Origin of the sequence: Microbispora sp. H10830 (assembly GCF_014161375.1) — a bacterium.
GTDB lineage: Bacteria > Actinomycetota > Actinomycetes > Streptosporangiales > Streptosporangiaceae > Microbispora > Microbispora catharanthi.
This window is the reverse complement of record NZ_JABBWX010000009.1, coordinates 242150-258395: the sequence shown is the minus strand read 5'-3', so window position 1 is coordinate 258395 and position 16246 is coordinate 242150. Positions and strand designations below refer to the sequence as shown.

Below are 16246 nucleotides of genomic sequence, written 5' to 3'. Positions count from 1 at the left end.
CAGGACGTCCGCCGCGACGGGCCCCGGTCTGACTAAGGTCAGGCTGCGGTCAGACGAGGGCGAGCTGGCGGGTGGGGGAGCGGCGCCGCCGCCACCGCCGGGCGTCCCTGCCGATGCCGTAGGTCTCGGCGAGGACGCGCACCTGCTCGGCGATCCGCTGCCGGTAGCCGTCCTCGGCGACCTGGCCCCTGCCGTACAGCGCCTGGTAGCGCGGCACGAGACCGGGATGCTCACGCTCCAGCCACCCCATGTACCACTCCCGGGCGCCGGCGGGCAGGCGCAGCACGACGGGCGTCACGCTGACCGCGCCCGCCTCGGCCGCCCGCCGTACGGTCGCCAGCAGGTGATCGGAGGAGTCGGTGATGAGCGGCAGGATCGGCGCCATCAGCACACCACAGGGAATGCCGGCCTCGTTCAGTGTCGCGCAGATCTCCAGGCGCCGCTGCGGGGTCGCGGCCCCCGGCTCGACGGCACGGCGCAGACGGTCGTCGACGAAGCCGACCGACACCAGGGCGCCGACCTGGGTCACCTTCGCCGCCTCGCGTAACAGGTCCAGATCACGCAGGACGAGGGGGCTCTTGGTGAGCACGGTGAACGGGTTGGCCGCGTCGGCGAGCGCCCGGATGACGCCGGGCATCAGGCGGTAGATCTCCTCGGCCGGCTGGTAGCAGTCGCCGGTGAGGCCCAGCGCGACCGCCTCGCCGCTCCAGCGGGGGGAGTCCAGCTCGCGCCGCAGGCGGCGGGCCAGGTCGGTCTTGACGACGATCTTCGTGGAGAAGTCGCCGCCCGGGTCCAGGCCGAGGTAGCGGTGGCCGCGCCGGGCGGTGCAGTAGCCGCAGCCCGCCTCGCAGCCTCGATAGGGGCTCGCGCCCCACACGAAGGGCAGCTCGGCTGCCTCGGGCACCCGCTCGAGCGCCGCGCGGGCCGGCACCTCATAGCAGGTGATGCCGTCGAAGACGCGGGTGACGGCCTGCCGCTCGATGCGCGGACGGGCGGGCCCCTCACCGACGAGCGACTGCTGCACAGACTCTCCCGGCTGTGGCACGGACTGTCCAGAGTGTGGCATGGGGGGTCCGGGCTGCTGCGGGGTCTGTCCAGGGTGGTGCACCGTCTGCTCGGGTTGCCGCGCCTGCTGTTGCCCGGGCTGCCGCACCGTCTGCTGCTGCCCGCGGGGCTGCGCAACGGGCTGGTCCTCCGCGCGGGAAGTGGCGTCGCGACGCATGGGGTTCAGTAGAACACGCATTCGACCCTCGCGCCAAGTGTCCACGCCCGTGCGCGCCGCCCGCGCTCGGCCCTCGGCGGTCAGCGCGGCGCGGCGGTCAGGGCTCGGCGGAGGCGGCGGCGTGACAGGCGCCGTACCCGTCGGCGCGCGCGACCACGCGGCCCGACCGCACCCGGACGGCCGCCTCGGTCGCGTCGCTCACGGCGGCCACCCCGGCCGCCGCCGCCACCGCCCCCTCGTCGTCGTGCACCACGCGCAGGCGCGGCCAGGCCGGCGCGGGCAACACCTGCCGCAGGCACGCGCGCAGGCCGGCGAGGATCAGCCGGGCGAGCGGCCCCAACTCGCCGGGATCGCCGGTGACCAGGACCGCGGTGACCTCGCCGCCGGGCGGCGTGGCCCGCACCGCCTCCTCCACGGCCTCCAGACGGTGCAGCCCGAGGACCGCCACCACGCCGTCACGCGTGAGCGGGACCGGCTCGCCCCGCACCGCGTCCACCGCGAGCGGCGGCGACCAGGGCTGGTCGGCGGGGCGTGCGCGGGGCACGAAGGGCAGGTGAGGGGGGTCCCACCGGTCGCCGAGATCGAGGTCCGCCAGCGCGGCGCACGCCGCGACGATGTCGAACGGCTCGGCGAACCCCGGCGCCGCGTCGGCCATCTGGCTCGCGCCGTGCAGGGTGGTCAGGGCCGTCTCCGCGATCCGCACCCGGCGCCGCGTGGAGACGTGCCCGTCGAGTCGCTCAAGCGCGAGCCCGAGCACGATCGCGTTCAGCTTCATGAGCTGCGCGAACGGCTGGCGGACCCGTTGGTCGGCGAGCACCTCCGGCATCAGGTCCATGCCGAGCCTGGCCGGGCCGTCGGTGGCCAGTGGAAGCCGGGAGACCCAGGCGCGGGCGAACGCCGCGAGCGCCTCCCGGGCCGTGGCCACGCCGGGTGTCCCTGCATCGGCTGTCCCGGCATCGGCTGTGTCGGTGGCGGGCGTCTCGCCGGACCCGGGGGACAGCCGCCGCGCGCCGTCCGGTCCGGCCTCCCGCTCGGCCAGGCCGGCCAGCACCGAGAAGTACAGGGCCCGCTTGCCCGGGAAGTTGGAGTAGACGGCGCCGCGAGTGAGTCCGGCCCGGTCGGCGATCGCGTCCACCTTGGCGTCGCGGAACCCCCGCTCGGCGAACTCGTCGCGGGCGGCGGCCAGCACCCTGGCCCGGTTGCGTGCCTGAAGCTCGGCCCTGGTGAGGCGTCCCATCCCTCTCCTCGTCCGCATACGCCCGCTTGCCGTACGGGCGGACCCAAGATACCGTCACACACTCAAATGATAAGAACATCTGGACTTAACATCTGGAGTTGCCGGTGATCGCACTGCCCGAGGTGGACCTCACCGACCCCGAGGTCCTGCGCGACCCCTTCACGGCCTACGGACAGGCGCGCGAACGTGCGCCGCTCGCCCGCCTGCTGATCCCCGGCCTCGGCCCGATATGGGCTCTCACCAGGCACGACGGCGCACGGGCGATGCTCGGTGACGCCCGTTTCGAACTCACCGCCGACAGCTTCATGCGCCCTCAGGTCCCCGACGACTGCCTGCCGTACATGCGGACCATGAGCGAGATGAGCGGTCCCGAGCACGCGCGGCTGCGCAAACTGGTCGCTCCGGCCTTCACCCCCCGGCGGGCCGCCGAGTTCCGGCCCCGGATCGAGGCCATCGTCGACGCCCTGCTCGACGACCTGCCCGCCCAGGCGGACGGCGAGCCGGTCGACCTGCTGCGGCACTTCGCCCGGCCGCTGCCGATGGACGTCATCTGCGCGCTGGTCGGCATCCCCGAGCAGGACCGCCCGCGCTGGCGCGAATGGGGCGCCACCGTCGCCGCCGGGGCGGGCCAGGACTTCGCGCGGGCCATCCCGGGCATCATCGCGGGCGCCAGGGACGCCGTCGCCGCCGCCCGTGCCGATCGTTCCGGCGAGCCCGAGGGTGTGCTGGGCGAGTTGGTGCGCGTTCAGGCCGAGGACGGCGACCGGCTGAGCGACACCGAGATCGTCACCCTTGTCTGGCATCTGGTCCTCGCCGGGCAGACGCCGACCACCCTCATCGCCAACTCCGTGGCCGCCCTGCTGTCCCACCCCGCCCAGCTCGCGGCCGTACGCTCCGACCCCGGCCTGATGCCGGGGGCCGTCGAGGAGCTGATCCGCTGGTGCGGCCCCACATTGCTGGCGATCCCGCGCCACGTCCGCCAGGACGTCGACCTGTACGGCGCGACCGTGCCCAAGGGCGCCAAGGTCACCGCCCTGATCGCCGCGGCCAACCGCGACCCGCGGGTGTTCGCCGACCCCGACCGCCTGGACGTCACCCGGACGCCCGGCGCCGGCCACCTGGGGTTCGCCCACGGCCCGCACTTCTGCCTCGGCGCGTCCCTCGCCCGCGTGCAGACCCAGGTCGCGCTCATCGCGCTGCTGCGCCGTTTCCCCGGCCTGTCCATGGCCGCCCCGCCCGACGAGCTGCGCGCCCCCGACCCCGGCACGTGGCGGCTGACCGCGCTGCCGGCGACCCTGTGAAACACGACCCGCGGGCTCACCATCGGGTCAGGCGACGGGGACCCAGGTGAACCGGCCGTCGGAGCGGCGCTCGGCGCGCCCGAAGACCACGTCGGCGAAGTGACCGCCGTAGCCGACGGTGTCCGGGCGGCTCAGCTCTTCGACCAGGCGGCGGCGGTGCTCGGCGGACTCGCCGGGGTCGTGGTCGATGCCGCAGGACCATTCGGGGTGGGTCACCTGGACGGGGGAGTGGAGCGCGTCGCCGAACGCGATGAGCCGCCGGCCGCCGCCGGTGATGGTGTAGGTGGTGTGGCCGACGGTATGCCCGGCCGCGAAGGAGGCCCGGACGCCGGGGAAGATCTCCTCGCCGTCCGCGGCCGGGTGAACGCGGGAGGCGAAGGCGGCCAGGCGCTCCCCGGTCGCCCCGCCCTCGGCGGCGAGGTCGCGCCGCTCCCACTCCGGCGCCGCGACGAAGTGGGTGGCGTGCGCGAAAGGCGGTGCGGCGGCGCCGGGCGCGGCGCTCCAGGCCCAGCCCAGGTGGTCGGTGTGCAGATGGGTGATGGCGACGGCGTCGATCCGGCGCGGCTCCCGGCCGAGCCGCCGCAGGCTGTCCAGCAGCCGGCCGCCGTACAGGTCGCCCAGGAACGGGTTGGCCGGGTCGTCGGGGTGGGACTCGGGCCCGAATCCGGTGTCGATGAGCAGCGCGCGCTCGCCTCGCTCCACCAGCAGCGCGCCGATGCCCGCGACCAGGAAGCCGCCGTCGTCGAGGTGGTCGCGCTCGGCCGCCCAGTCGGCGGGGGTGGCGGCGGGCAACCAGCCGCGCGGCTTGAGCCGGACCAGCCCGTCGGGGACATAGCTGATCGTCAGATCGCCCAGGCGAAGCGTGCGGATGCGCGGCGCGCTGCTCAGCCGCGCCCGATCGAAAACGGTGGTCATGACCCCTGCCTCACGCTCGGTTGATCGCCGCCGGGCGGCGACGTGAGCAAAAGCTACAACTAGAATGATTCTAATTGCAATGATTTGAGTTGCAGTAGAATCCTGCCGTGACCACCGAGCGCGAGACCCGAGCCCGAACCGATCGAGAGCTGTGCGGGCTGATCAACGGTCTCGCCAAGCAGATCGAGGCCCACCTGCGGGTCCGCGCGGCCACCCTCGGCCTGACCGCCTCGCAGGGTGCCGCCCTGCGCGAGCTGACCCGCCCCATGACCCTGCGCGAACTCGCCGAACGGATGAGCTGCGAGCCCTCCAACGCCACCTTTGTCGCCGACCGGCTCGAAGAGCAGGGCTATCTCGAACGCCACCCGCACCCCGGCAACCGCCGCGCCAAGCAGCTCGTCCTCACCCCCGAGGGCACCGAGCTCCGCGAACGCCTCCTCGGTCTGCTCTCCGAGGACTCCCCGCTGGCCCCCCTGGCCTCCGAAGAGCAGGACGTCCTGCGGCGTCTGCTCGCCCGCGCCGCCATCCGCTGAGGCCTCCCAGGCGGGAACGCCCAGCTGATCAGGGGCCCGGCGATGCGGGCGGCGCCGACCAGGAGGAACGACAGGGCCGTTCCGGCGGTTCAGCCGGGGGTGCCGGCCAGCACGGCGCCGATGAGGCGATGCCGACGCCTGGTCAGAACGGTCGGATGCTCCGGGGATATCGGCACGGCCGAAAATACCGTGCGATCCCAGAATCGCCGAAGTAGCATCGCCCCTCATGAGCATTTCCCGGGAACGTCCGCCCTTCGCCGCCGACGAACGCACCCAGCTCGTCGGCTGGCTCGACATGCAGCGCGCGATCGTCCAGTGGAAGTGCGAAGGGCTGTCGGAGGAGGACGCCTACCGGCCGGTGCTGCCCACCTCGCCGCTCATGACCGTGGCGGGCCTGGTGTCGCACCTGCGCTGGACCGAGCACGGCTGGTTCGAAGTGCTCTTCCTGGGCCGCTCCGCCGACGGCAACCCGCAGTTCGACGAGAGCGTGGAGAATGCCGACATGCGGATCGAGGGCGTCCCGCTGGCGCGGCTCCTCGACGAGTACGAGCGCCAGTGCCGGATCTCGAACGAGATCGTCGCGGCCCACTCGCTGGATGATGTGGGCAAGCACCCCGACTACCGCTCGGCGGCGGGGAGCCTGCGCTGGATGCTGATCCACATGGTCGAGGAGACCGCCAGGCACGCCGGTCACCTGGACACCATCAGAGAACTGATCGACGGCGAGAAGGGTTACTACTGACCGCCCCCCTGAGACCGTCCGCACCACAGAGAGCCATCCGCCGCGATCCGCTCCTCCAGCCTCGCCACAGCCGGGAGTCGATCCAGGGTGCGGGTGGAACGCCCGCCTGAACATCGCCTCGACCGCACCCGCGTGGCCCCGGAGGAACCCGCCCCGCTCGCGCCTGCAGCGCATCCGTGGTCGACAAGCCTGGAGCGCCTGGTCGGCCGACCCATGGCTTTGCGGAGCCTTGCCACGTAAAATTGGGACAAGCGTACCGTTTTTATCGAAGAGGTTCCCATGGCCTGGCTCCTGCTCGTCGGCGCGATCGCCTCGGAGGTCCTGGCCACCTCCGCGCTCAAACTCAGCGACGGCCTGACCCGCTGGGGCTGGACCATCGTGGTCGCCACCGGATACATCGCCTCGTTCCTCCTGCTGGCCTGGGCACTCAAGCTCCGCATGCCCGTCGGCATCGCGTACGCGGTGTGGGCGGGCACCGGGACCGCGGCGATCGCGCTGATCGGCGCACTGTTCCTCGGCGAGCACATGAACCCCGTCAAGGCCGCCGGCATCGCCCTGATCATCGCCGGGGTCGCCGTGCTCAACCTCTCCGGCGCGCACTGACCGGGCGACACCGATCGTTTGACCCGGCAGCGCGCGCCCGCTAAGGGTGATCCGGACGGCTCCCGCCCGACGGCGGAGCCCCGACGATCCAGGGGAGGATCACGGCGTGCCCGATCAGGACCGGCCCGCACCCGTCCCGCCGGCGGCCCCCGCACGCGGCGTCGCGATGCGGGCCGTCTCACCTCAGCCGCGGCGCCCGCAGGAGCGCGCCGTACGCCGCAGGGAGGCGTTGCTGGACGCGGCCGTCGACCTGCTCGGCGACGGCGGCTTCGCCGCCGTGACGCACCGCGCCGTCGCCCGCCGGGCAGGTCTTCCCCTGGCCGCCACCTCCTACTACTTCACCAGCCGCGACCAGTTGCTGGCCGAGGCGTTCGCCCTGCTGGTCGAGCGCGAACTCGCCCGCATGCGGGCGACGGTGGACCACCTCGCGGGCCGTACTCCGCTCGCGGTCGCCGAGACCCTCACCGGCGTGTACGCCGCCGACCGGCTGCGCCAGCTCGGCCTGTGGGAGCTGTACCTGCAGGCGGGCCGCGACCCGGCGCTGCAGGCCATCGCCCGCGCCTGGACCGACGGTTGCGACGACATCGTCGCCGCGGTGCTGGAAGGCGCCGGCTACCCCTGCGGGCCCGGGGAGGTCCGCTTCGTCGCCGGTCTGCTGTCGGGACTGTGGGTGGAAGAGGTCGTCGAGGCCCGCCCCGACGGCAGGCAGCGGGCCCGGGAGGCGGTGGCCCGCGCGCTGGCCGCGCTCGGCCCGCCCGCTAGGGTCGGCCCATGATCTTCCATCTCGCGCTGGCCGCCGACTGGGACGCGGCCGTCATCACTGGCGAATACCGCGTCTCGACCCTCGGCCGGACCCTGGAGGAGGAGGGCTACATCCACGCCTCGGCCGACCTGGCCCAGGCACGCGGCGTGGCGGGCCGCTACTACGGCCACGTCACCGAGCCCCTGGTGCTGCTGGAGATCGACGAGGACCGGCTCGGCTGCCCGGTCAGGCGGGAGGTGCCCGAGGGGGCGGACGAGGCGTTCCCCCACATCTACGGGCCGATCCCGGTGACCGCCGTCACGGCCGTCACGCCCTTCTCCCACTGAGCGTCCGGCACGGGCGTCCGGCACGGGCGTCCGGAGCCGGGTGTCCGATACGTTCAAGACGGCGGACCGGCCCGCCTCCTACCGTGGCCGTCATGGCACCAACGTTCGATCTCATCGGCCTGGTCGTGACCGACATGGCCGCCTCCCTGTCCTTCTACCGCCGGCTCGGGCTGGACATCCCGCCCTCCGCCGACACCGAACCCCACGTCGAGGTGACCCTTCCCGGCGGGCTGCGCCTGGCCTGGGACACCACCGCCACCGTCCGTTCGTTCGACCCCTCCTGGTCGCCCGCGAGCGGCGGGCCTCGCATGGGGCTCGCCTTCCGCTGCGACGGCCCCGAGGAGGTCGACCGCCTGTACGCGGACCTGGTCGAGGGCGGATACGAGGGACACCTGCCGCCGTGGGACGCGTTCTGGGGGCAGCGCTACGCGACGGTGCACGACCCCGACGGCAACGGCGTGGACCTGTTCGCCGCCCTGCCCACCGGCTGACGGGGCCGCCTCGGCAGGTCAGCAGCTCAGCGGGTCAGCGCGCCGAGGGTCAGGCCGGTCAGCGACCTCACCTCACGAGACAGGTGGGCCTGGTCGGCGTACCCGGCCACGGCGGCCACCGTGGCCGCCGGCGTGCCCCCGCGGGCCAGGTCCACCGCCCGGTTCATCCGCAGGATGCGGCCGAGCGTCCGCGGCCCGTATCCGAACGCGTCCAGGCACCGGCGGTGCAGCCGCCGCTCGCCGATCCCCGCGTCGGCGGCGATCCGTGCGACCGGCAGGCCCGCGCGCACGCCCTCGACGACGGCGCCGACGAGAGCGGAGTCGACGGGGCGGGGCGCCGCGCCCAGCCGGCGCGCGGCCTCCTCCTCCAGCACCGCGGCCAGAAGAGGGCCCGCATCGGCGGCCTCGCCCGCCCGCTCCGTCAGCCGCCGCGCCTCGGCGCCCGGCCACAGGCCGGCCAGTGGCACCCTCAGGTCGCGCAGTTCGTGTGCCGGGACCCCGAAGACCATCGGGCCGGTGCCCGGGCCGAAGCGCAATCCCACGTAGCGGGCGCCGGGCCGGTCGGTCACCACGTGCGCGGCGGTGTCCGGGCCCGCCACCAGCAACGCGCCGTCCGCCCAGATCACGTCCATGCACGCGTCCGGCAGCACACGCCGCTCGGCGGTCGCGGAGCCGGGGGATGCGCTCCACCACAGCACCGCGTCCGGCACACGCGACACCCTCTCCCGGTACATGCCCGGCATTATCCCGTGCGCGCGGCGATCAGCGGGGGTTGCCCGCCCGCAGCCAGCCGACGTAGTCGGCCACGGCGCGGTCGAGGTCGTACTCGGGGGCGTAGCCGGTGTCCTCCCGCAGCCGGGAGATGTCGAGACAGGCGTCTATGGCGGGCACTCCAGGGGAGCGCCCGGGACGCAGCACGGGGGCCGCCCCAGGTACGGCCCTGCCGATGGCGGCGGCGACCTCCTGGTTGGCGACCGCCCGGCCGCCGCCGACGTTGTAGGTGCGGTGGCGCAGCGTCGCGGTCGTCTGCAGGAGCGCGAGGGCCCGCCCGCAATCCCGCGCGTAGCACATGTCGATCACGTCCCCCGCGTAGGAGGGTGCCGCCTCGCCTGGCACGCCGCCCTCACCGGTGGCCTGGGCTTCCCCTGCGCGGGCGGGGGAGGCGGGGGAGGCGCTCGCGCCGCCGTCCGCCGCCGCGTGCCGCGCGGCGGCATGAACGAGCCGGGGAGCGGCGAAGAACGGCGAGGACGGCCTGCCCAACGGGCCCCAGATCGCCCCGATCCGGGCGGCGACCACGTCCAGCCCGGATGACGCGGCGACGTCGGCGACGACTTCTGCGATCTTCTTGCCGGCCGGGATCGGATGCGGGCTCGCGACCGGCAACGGCGCGTCCTCGCGGAGGGCCGGGTCCGCAACTCCCGCGTACACGCCGATCGTGCTCGCGACGACGACGCGGCCGACGCCCCACTCGCGCGCGGCGCGCAGCACGGTGAACAGCCCCGCCGTGTTCGCCGACAGTTCGTCCAGCGGCGCCGACGCGCCCATCCCCGCCGCGGCCAGGTGCACGATGCCGGTGACGCGGTGACGCCTGCCGACCGCCAGGACGCTGTCGAGGTCGGTGCAGTCCATCCGCTCCACCACGGCCCGCCCGTCCCGCACCTCCCGATCGCGCACGAGGGCCGGCGGCGGTCCCGCCGCCCGCTGGCCGAGCACACAGCGTTCGCCGAGGTCGAGCAGGGCCCGCACGGTGTGCGCGCCGATGAAGCCGCGGCCGCCCGTCACAAGGATCATCCGGATCCCTCCAAGTCGATAGCAAGCTAATGATCAGCGTAACAGTGAGATCACTAGCAGGCAAACGAATCGTAGAATGGCCAGGTGACCGAAGTGCTGAGGCTGCTCACGCGGGCGCAGAAGCTGTTAAGGGCGGCGGCGGACGAGGCCATGAGCCGCCATGGCGTGCGTGTGGGCCAGAACCTCGTGCTGGAGGTCCTTTGGGAGACCGACGGGCTGACGCCGGGGGAGCTGGCGGCCCGCCTGCAGGTCACCACCCCGACCGTCGTCAACACCGCCACCCGGATGGAGGCGGCCGGACTGCTCGTGCGGCGCCGCGACCCGGTGGACGGCAGGCTCGTCCGGCTGCACCTGACCCCGAAGGCCCGCGCCGCGCAACAGCCGATCGCCGAGGCCAGGCGCCTGCTGGCCGAACACGCCACCGCGACCCTCACCGACGAGGAGCGGCGCCACCTGAACAGCGCACTGAAGAAGATCATCGAACGGATGACCGCATCCGCACCACCCCCCGGCCCCGGTGAGGACGGGGAGTGAGGAACACCCGCGTCCAGCTCCGGCGGGGGAGGACGCCATCAGCGCGGCAGCGTCACGAGCCCCATCTCGTAGGCGGAGATCACGAGCTGGACCCGGTCTCTGGCGCCCAGTTTGGTGAGCAGCCGTGACACGTGCGACTTGGCCGTGGCCACCGTGATGAAGAGGTCCTCCGCGATCTCGGTGTTCGACCGGCCGCGTCCGATCAGGGTCAGCACTTCCCGTTCCCGCTCGGTGATTCCCTCGATAGGCCGCGGGGAGCGCCCGGGGGCAGCGCCGGGGCGCCCGACGAAGTCCGCGATCAGACGGCGCGTCACACTCGGCGCGATCAGGGCGTCGCCGGCGGCGACCACGCGGATCGCCGTGAGGATGTCGTCCAGCGCCATGTCCTTGACCACGAAGCCGCTCGCGCCGGCCCGGAGCGCGCCGTAAACGTGGTCGTCCTCGTCGAAGGTGGTCAGGACGAGGACGCGGGTCGTCGCCGCGCCGGCCGTGATCCGGCGGGTCGCCTCGATCCCGTCCATGCCGGGCATCCTGATGTCCATCACCACCACGTCGGGGCCGAGGTCGCCGACGAGCCGGACCGCTTCGGAGCCCGTGGCGGCCTCACCGACGACCTCCAGGTCGGGGTGGTCGGCTATGAGCACGCGCAGCCCGGACCGCACCAGCGGCTGGTCGTCGGCGAGCAGGATCCTGACCGTCATCGGGCCTCCACCGCGACTCCGGCGGGTTCGGGCAGCGGCAGCCGGGCTGCTACCCGGAAACCGCCCTCGGGGCGCGGCCCGGCGCTGAGGTGGCCGCCGAGCAGGCCGACCCGCTCCCGCATGCCGACGATGCCGAAGCCCTGAGTCGGCCGGGCTGCCGATCCGTTCAGGTGGCGCCGCACCCGTCGTCGACGACCTCCACGGACAGCTCCTCATCCCCGAAGTCGATGGCCACCCGGCAATAGCCGGTGTCCGCGTGGCGGATCACGTTGGTCAACCCCTCCTGCACGATGCGGTAGGCGGCCAGATCGATGTCGGCCGGCAAAGGACGTTGCTGCCCGCTGCGGCGCACGTCGACGCGTACCCCCGCGTCCCCGGTCGCCGCCGCCAGTTGTTCGACGTTCGCCAGGCCAGGCGAGGGGGCGAGCGGTGAGCGCTCCGACCCGATCGCGCCCCCGTCGGCCTGACGCAGCGCCACAAGCGTGCGCCGAAGGCTCGACAGGGTCTGTCTGCTGGTGGCCTCGATGGTGCGCAGCGCCTCGCCGGCCTCCGACGGCTGGGTCTCGATGACCCGGCTCCCCACACCGGCCTGGATGGCGATGATGCCGATGCTGTGCGCGACCATGTCGTGCAACTCCCGCGCGATCCGCAGCCGTTCCGCGGTCACGGCCTCGGCCACCTCCTGCGAACGCAGCGCCGCCGCGTGCTCGCGACGCTCGCGGGTCAGCAGACCGGCCATGCAGGCCGCGGACATGGCCAGGAGGGCGATCACCCCGTTGCCGATCAGGTCCCCCCCGTACGTGAAGCCGCCGATCAGCAGAAGCTGCACGGTGAAAGACGCGGCCACGGCGACGATCGAGGGCCGGCGTGCGCAGGTGGCGACGACGAAGCCCAGGACGAGGTCCACCGCCAGAAGCGACAGGAACTGGCCCTGATACGACGCCGCCAGGCTCTCATAGGCGGAGCCCGGTGGGCCCACCACCACGGCGGTGGATCCGATGAGCGTCATCGCCAGAGCCGACAGCGGCATCCGCCGCACCATGCCGGCGAGCAGGCTCACGGCGAGCAGGGAACCGGCGGCGTGGACCGTGCCCGGCGCCTGCGGCGCGCCCCACACCAGCAGACCCACCATGAGGAGGTAGGAGGCGCCCCCCGCCCACGCCATGGCCTTCGTTCTCGTCATCGGCGGTGTGCCCTGCCGGGAGCAAGGCCGCGGTAGGCGACGCGCGCAGCCAACGGGGTGGCCGTTACGGGGTCCATGCCGCGAGACTAACCGGGCCGCCGCCCACGCGGCATCGGCCCGGGGACGTACGCCCACGGGCCAACCCGGCCCGCACGAGTGCCGCCCACGGCGCCCTTGGGCGCGCACGCGCTGCAGACGCGCCGGAACGGCGTCGCCGGCAACACCCCTGGGAGCGACCGGGGGAGCAGTCGTCACCCTTCGCCGACGCCCTTGGCCATGACGTACTTGCGCAGGCCCGGGTCACGCGGATGGACTTCGTACTCGCCCGTGCCGTCGAATCCGAGCCGCCGGTAGACGCGTTCGGCCGAATCGTTGCCCGAGACGACCCACAGCTCCACCCGGGAACGTCCTGTTTCGCGCGCCCAGGCCACCACCTCCAGTGCCAGCCGCTCGGCGATCCGCCCTCCTCTGAGCCGGGGACACACCCACATGCCGAATAGTTCCACGGCCCCGGCCCGGTCTGCCGGGACACGCCCCGCGGCCACCCCCACAGGCACGTCCACGTCGAAGGCGGCCACCTTGACACCGTCCTCGGTCCACGCGCGCCACCGCGCCTCGTCGTAGGCCCGCTCCTCCTCCAGGTCCCCGTGGAAGATGCCGGGCGCGTCGGCGAGTGCCGCCAGACGCATACGGCGCCAGGTACGCCAGTCCTCACCGCTGAGACGGCGTATGACAACCGGGCTCATGCTCGTGCCCCCTCGCTCTTTCTCGGAAGATCCTCCTTCTGCCATGGTCGAGATCCGGGCCGGCCTGGACAACGGGCCCGGACATGATCGATCCGTACGCCGAGAGGGAAGAATGAGCATTCGCGTGGGTGGCGTGGTCATCGACGCCAACGACCTCGACGGGCTGGCCGGGTTCTGGAGCCGGCTGCTGGAGCGGGACATCACCCGTCGTGAGGACGACTGGATCAGCCTCGGTCCCGATCTGGCCCTGCAGCGGGTCCCCGAACCCAAGACCGTGAAGAACCGCATCCACCTGGATCTGGTCACCGACGACTTCGCCGACGCGGTCGCCCGCGCCGCCGCGCTCGGAGCCACCCCGGCAGGGGAGATGCATGAGGATCTCTGGCAGGTCTGGCGGGATCCCGAAGGCAACGAGTTCTGCGTGTGCGTGTCCTGAGCGGACCTGTCGCGGACCTGTCGGGCCGGTTCGCGCTGGACATGAACAGCCGCCTGGAGCTGGAGCCGACAGCCACGGCCGCGGCGGTGCCCGGCCCGCGCGGCCGGTAAGGCGATGCATCGTCACTGTCTGGGTGCTTCGGATCGGGCTTGTGTGATCATGGCCGGATGGACGTTCGTTTCCTTGGCATCGCTGATCTGGTCGAAGCCCCGTCCACGGCGGTCGTGGTCGACGTCATGCGTGCCTTCACAGTGGCTGCCTGGGCCTTCGCCCGGGGGGCGGAAAAGATCGTTCTCGCTGAGTCGCTGGACGAAGCCCTGGCGCTCAAGGCTCGCCACCCGGATTGGGTGGCGCTCAAGGACGGTCCGCCCGCGGCCGGGTTCGACGCCGTCAACTCGCCGGGCCTGCTGCGGTCCGTTGACCTTGGCGGGCGGACCGTTGTGCAGAAGACCACGGCAGGGACGGTCGGCGCCCTTGCGGTCAAGGAGGCGTCGCTCGTGCTGTGCGCCGGCTTCGTGGTGGCGGAGGCGACGGCTCGGCTCTTGCGGACACGCGAGTGCGGCAGCGTCACGTTCGTGGTCACCGGCGACGACGGGCGCGCCGATGAAGATTTGGCGTGCGCTCAATACATCGCCCAGAGGGCCACCGGGGCCGGGGCGGATGCGGTTGAGTTCCTCCGCCGCGCCGGTGAGTCACGCGCCGCTGCCGAGTTGGCGGAGGGCGTGCGTCAAGGAGCCCATCCTGATGATGTCGCGCTCTGTCTCGAACTCGACCGGTTCCCCTTTGCCATGGTGGCGGCCTTGGAGGACTTCCTCATGGTCCTCCGCCCGTGCGCCGTGCCCTCGCTGACCGACGAGGCTTCGATCTGATCGCTGGTGAGGTCCGGCCCTCGCCACCGCCGGGAACGCGGCAGCCGCAGCGCCCCCCTGACTCGGTCACAGACTCGGTCACAGACTCGGTCACAGACTCGGTCACGGGCGAGAACGATCACGCCGCCCTGAGGGCACGGCGTCAGCGGCCACGACGCACACGGGCCTCGTCCCACACCGGCTCGGCGCTCTCGTACACGGTCCCGTCGGCGCCGAAGACGAGGAAGCGGTCGAAGTCGGCGGCGAACCAGCGGTCGTGGGTGACGGCCAGGACCGTGCCGGAGAAGGACGCCAGCCCCTGCTGCAGGGCCTCGGCGCTGGCCAGGTCGAGATTGTCGGTCGGTTCGTCCAGCAGCAGCAGGGTCGCACCGGACAGTTCAAGCAGCAGGATCTGCAACCGCGCCTGCTGCCCGCCGGACAGGGTCTCGAACCGCTGCCCGGCGGCCGGCGCGAGCTCATAGCGGGCCAGCGCGGCCATCGCGTCGTTGAGCGTGAGCGCATACTCGGACGTCACCAGCTCGGCGGGGGTGCGTCCGTGCAGCTCGGGCCGGGCGTGGGTCTGCACGAAGTGGCCGGGCACCACCCGCGCGCCCAGCCGTACGGAACCGCTGTAGCGCACCGAGGTGAGCGCGCCCGGGGTGACCGCACCGTCCGCGGCCTCGGCCAGCAGCCGCAGGAAGTGCGACTTGCCCGAGCCGTTCGACCCGAGGACGCCCACGCGCTCGCCGTACCAGATCTCCAGGTCGAACGGCCGCATCAGCCCGGTGAGCTCCAGGCCCTCGCAGACGACGGCGCGTTTGCCGGTCCGGCCGCCGCGCAACCGTATCCGCACGTTCTGCCGCCTGGGCGGGCGCTCGGGCGGGCCCGCCTCCTCGAACCGCTCCAGCCGGGTGCCGGCTGCCCGGTAGGCGGACGAGAGCGCGTCGTTGTTGGCCGCCGTCTGCCGGAGGGTCTGCACCAGACGCCTGAGCTTGGCGTGTTCCTCGTCCCAGCGGCGGCGCCGCTCCTCCAGCCGGTCGATGCGGTCACGGCGGCCCTGGGCGTAGGTGGCGAAACCCCCGCCGTGCACCCACACGCCGCGCGATTCCACCGTGACGATCCGGTCCGTGGCCTCGGCCAGCAACCGCCGGTCGTGGGAGACCAGCAGCACCGTCTTCGAGGTGGCACGCAGCCGTCCTTCCAGCCATTGCTTGGCGGGCACGTCCAGGTAGTTGTCCGGCTCGTCCAGCAGCAGCACCTGGTCCGGGCCGTGCAGCAGCGCCTCCAGCACGATTCGCTTCTGCTCCCCGCCCGACAGCGTGCCCACCGGCCGTCGCCGGACCACGTCGTAGGGCAGGCCCAGCGCCGCGGTCGCGCAGGTGTCCCACACCACCTCCATGTCGTAGCCGCCGGCGTCGGCGTAGTCGCCGATCGCCTGCGCGTAGGCCAGCTGCGCCGACTCCTCGTCACAAGCCGCCACCGCCGACTCCGCCCGCCCCAGGGCCGCCGCGGCGGCCCTGACCCGCTCCGGAGCCACGGACAGCAGCAGGTCGTGCAGGGTCCTGTCGTCGCGGACACCGCCGATGAACTGCCGCATCACCCCCAGCCCGCCCGAGTGGCCCACCCGGCCGTCGTCCGGGCGCAGGTCCCCGGCGATCAGCCGCAGCAGGGTCGTCTTGCCCGCGCCGTTCGGCCCCACCAGCCCGGCCTTGACGCCGTCGCCGACGCGGAACGACACCTCGTGCAGGAGCAGCCGCCCGTCCGGCAGCACATAGGTGAGCCGGTCCACCTCCACATGTCCCGCCACCGTCGTTCCTCCCACCCCTCCGGACCAACGTTCGGGTCACCGGATCAATGATCCGGCACTCGATCGC

At 73.0% G+C, this 16246-nt stretch carries 22 protein-coding genes; 12 read left to right on the top strand and 10 right to left on the bottom strand.

The genetic code is table 11. The annotated features are described in order from the left end of the window. Positions 1–49 precede the first annotated feature (49 nt). Positions 50–1024: a radical SAM protein gene (locus tag HHX35_RS23705; RefSeq protein WP_310739259.1), complete on the bottom strand. Its 975-nt coding sequence runs from the start codon at positions 1022–1024 to the stop codon at positions 50–52. Between the two features lie 33 nt (positions 1025–1057). On the opposite strand from HHX35_RS23705, the gene HHX35_RS23700 reads away from it, so the two are divergent. Continuing rightward, on the top strand, positions 1058–1234 hold the full coding sequence (locus HHX35_RS23700) for a hypothetical protein (protein WP_182900933.1): 177 nt from the start codon (positions 1058–1060) through the stop codon (positions 1232–1234). A gap of 85 nt (positions 1235–1319) precedes the next feature. Here HHX35_RS23700 and HHX35_RS23695 read toward each other — a convergent pair whose 3' ends face one another. Then, on the bottom strand, positions 1320–2459 hold the full coding sequence (locus HHX35_RS23695; protein WP_182900932.1) for a TetR/AcrR family transcriptional regulator: 1140 nt from the start codon (positions 2457–2459) through the stop codon (positions 1320–1322). 104 nt (positions 2460–2563) lie between these two features. Here HHX35_RS23695 and HHX35_RS23690 point away from each other — a divergent pair, with 104 nt between their 5' ends. Then, positions 2564–3760, top strand: a complete 1197-nt coding sequence (locus HHX35_RS23690) for a cytochrome P450 (protein ID WP_182901055.1) — start codon at positions 2564–2566, stop codon at positions 3758–3760. Positions 3761–3787: 27 nt separating this feature from the next. On the opposite strand, the gene HHX35_RS23685 is transcribed toward HHX35_RS23690, so the two are convergent. Then, positions 3788–4675 carry an MBL fold metallo-hydrolase gene (locus tag HHX35_RS23685; RefSeq protein ID WP_182900931.1) on the bottom strand — a complete coding sequence of 296 codons (888 nt, stop codon included), beginning with the start codon at positions 4673–4675 and terminating at the stop codon, positions 3788–3790. 107 nt (positions 4676–4782) lie between these two features. Between HHX35_RS23685 and HHX35_RS23680 the strand changes: the two genes are divergently transcribed. The 6 genes from HHX35_RS23680 to HHX35_RS23655 all read left to right on the top strand — a co-directional run bounded on the left by HHX35_RS23680 (position 4783) and on the right by HHX35_RS23655 (position 8133). Then, positions 4783–5208 (top strand): MarR family winged helix-turn-helix transcriptional regulator, encoded by a 426-nt coding sequence (locus tag HHX35_RS23680; protein WP_182900930.1) that lies wholly within the window; start codon positions 4783–4785, stop codon positions 5206–5208. 226 nt (positions 5209–5434) lie between these two features. After that, positions 5435–5950 (top strand): DinB family protein, encoded by a 516-nt coding sequence (locus HHX35_RS23675; RefSeq protein WP_182900929.1) that lies wholly within the window; start codon positions 5435–5437, stop codon positions 5948–5950. Between the two features lie 279 nt (positions 5951–6229). Further along, complete coding sequence (locus HHX35_RS23670) at positions 6230–6553, top strand: multidrug efflux SMR transporter (protein WP_182900928.1); 324 nt, start codon at positions 6230–6232, stop codon at positions 6551–6553. Between the two features lie 106 nt (positions 6554–6659). Then, on the top strand, positions 6660–7328 hold the full coding sequence (locus HHX35_RS23665; RefSeq protein ID WP_220505769.1) for a TetR family transcriptional regulator: 669 nt from the start codon (positions 6660–6662) through the stop codon (positions 7326–7328). Further along, the gene (locus HHX35_RS23660; RefSeq protein WP_182900927.1) at positions 7325–7642 is read left to right on the top strand and encodes a DUF952 domain-containing protein; all 318 of its coding nucleotides are present in this window, start codon (positions 7325–7327) and stop codon (positions 7640–7642) included. Before HHX35_RS23665 ends, HHX35_RS23660 begins: the two co-directional genes overlap by 4 nt. Positions 7643–7734: 92 nt before the next feature. Further along, on the top strand, positions 7735–8133 hold the full coding sequence (locus HHX35_RS23655; protein WP_182900926.1) for a VOC family protein: 399 nt from the start codon (positions 7735–7737) through the stop codon (positions 8131–8133). 26 nt (positions 8134–8159) lie between these two features. On the opposite strand, the gene HHX35_RS23650 is transcribed toward HHX35_RS23655, so the two are convergent. Further along, positions 8160–8867, bottom strand: coding sequence for a helix-turn-helix domain-containing protein (locus HHX35_RS23650; protein WP_182900925.1), 708 nt, complete (start codon positions 8865–8867; stop codon positions 8160–8162). Between the two features lie 28 nt (positions 8868–8895). Then, positions 8896–9924: an NAD(P)-dependent oxidoreductase gene (locus tag HHX35_RS23645; RefSeq protein WP_182900924.1), complete on the bottom strand. Its 1029-nt coding sequence runs from the start codon at positions 9922–9924 to the stop codon at positions 8896–8898. A gap of 84 nt (positions 9925–10008) precedes the next feature. On the opposite strand from HHX35_RS23645, the gene HHX35_RS23640 reads away from it, so the two are divergent. Beyond that, on the top strand, positions 10009–10458 hold the full coding sequence (locus HHX35_RS23640) for a MarR family transcriptional regulator (protein ID WP_310739258.1): 450 nt from the start codon (positions 10009–10011) through the stop codon (positions 10456–10458). 38 nt (positions 10459–10496) lie between these two features. Here the strand turns inward: HHX35_RS23640 and HHX35_RS23635 are convergent, their stop codons facing one another. The 4 genes from HHX35_RS23635 to HHX35_RS23625 all read right to left on the bottom strand — a co-directional run bounded on the left by HHX35_RS23635 (position 10497) and on the right by HHX35_RS23625 (position 13088). Then, positions 10497–11159, bottom strand: a complete 663-nt coding sequence (locus HHX35_RS23635; protein WP_182900923.1) for a response regulator transcription factor — start codon at positions 11157–11159, stop codon at positions 10497–10499. Continuing rightward, positions 11156–11341: a hypothetical protein gene (locus tag HHX35_RS42695; protein ID WP_220505768.1), complete on the bottom strand. Its 186-nt coding sequence runs from the start codon at positions 11339–11341 to the stop codon at positions 11156–11158. The genes HHX35_RS23635 and HHX35_RS42695 overlap by 4 nt, the downstream gene beginning before the upstream one ends. Then, the gene (locus HHX35_RS23630) at positions 11326–12342 is read right to left on the bottom strand and encodes a sensor histidine kinase (protein ID WP_220505767.1); all 1017 of its coding nucleotides are present in this window, start codon (positions 12340–12342) and stop codon (positions 11326–11328) included. The genes HHX35_RS42695 and HHX35_RS23630 overlap by 16 nt, the downstream gene beginning before the upstream one ends. A gap of 251 nt (positions 12343–12593) precedes the next feature. Continuing rightward, positions 12594–13088, bottom strand: a complete 495-nt coding sequence (locus tag HHX35_RS23625) for a GNAT family N-acetyltransferase (RefSeq protein ID WP_182900922.1) — start codon at positions 13086–13088, stop codon at positions 12594–12596. 112 nt (positions 13089–13200) lie between these two features. Between HHX35_RS23625 and HHX35_RS23620 the strand changes: the two genes are divergently transcribed. Genes HHX35_RS23620 through HHX35_RS23615 form a run of 3 tightly spaced genes read left to right on the top strand, consistent with a single transcriptional unit; the run spans position 13201 to position 14393 of the window. Beyond that, the gene (locus HHX35_RS23620) at positions 13201–13524 is read left to right on the top strand and encodes a VOC family protein (RefSeq protein ID WP_139572483.1); all 324 of its coding nucleotides are present in this window, start codon (positions 13201–13203) and stop codon (positions 13522–13524) included. Continuing rightward, positions 13512–13634, top strand: coding sequence for a hypothetical protein (locus HHX35_RS43700; protein WP_259405310.1), 123 nt, complete (start codon positions 13512–13514; stop codon positions 13632–13634). The genes HHX35_RS23620 and HHX35_RS43700 overlap by 13 nt, the downstream gene beginning before the upstream one ends. A 57-nt stretch (positions 13635–13691) precedes the next feature. Continuing rightward, positions 13692–14393, top strand: a complete 702-nt coding sequence (locus tag HHX35_RS23615) for a 2-phosphosulfolactate phosphatase (RefSeq protein WP_182900921.1) — start codon at positions 13692–13694, stop codon at positions 14391–14393. 142 nt (positions 14394–14535) lie between these two features. On the opposite strand, the gene HHX35_RS23610 is transcribed toward HHX35_RS23615, so the two are convergent. Then, positions 14536–16179, bottom strand: a complete 1644-nt coding sequence (locus tag HHX35_RS23610) for an ABC-F family ATP-binding cassette domain-containing protein (protein ID WP_182900920.1) — start codon at positions 16177–16179, stop codon at positions 14536–14538. Positions 16180–16246: the final 67 nt, after the last annotated feature.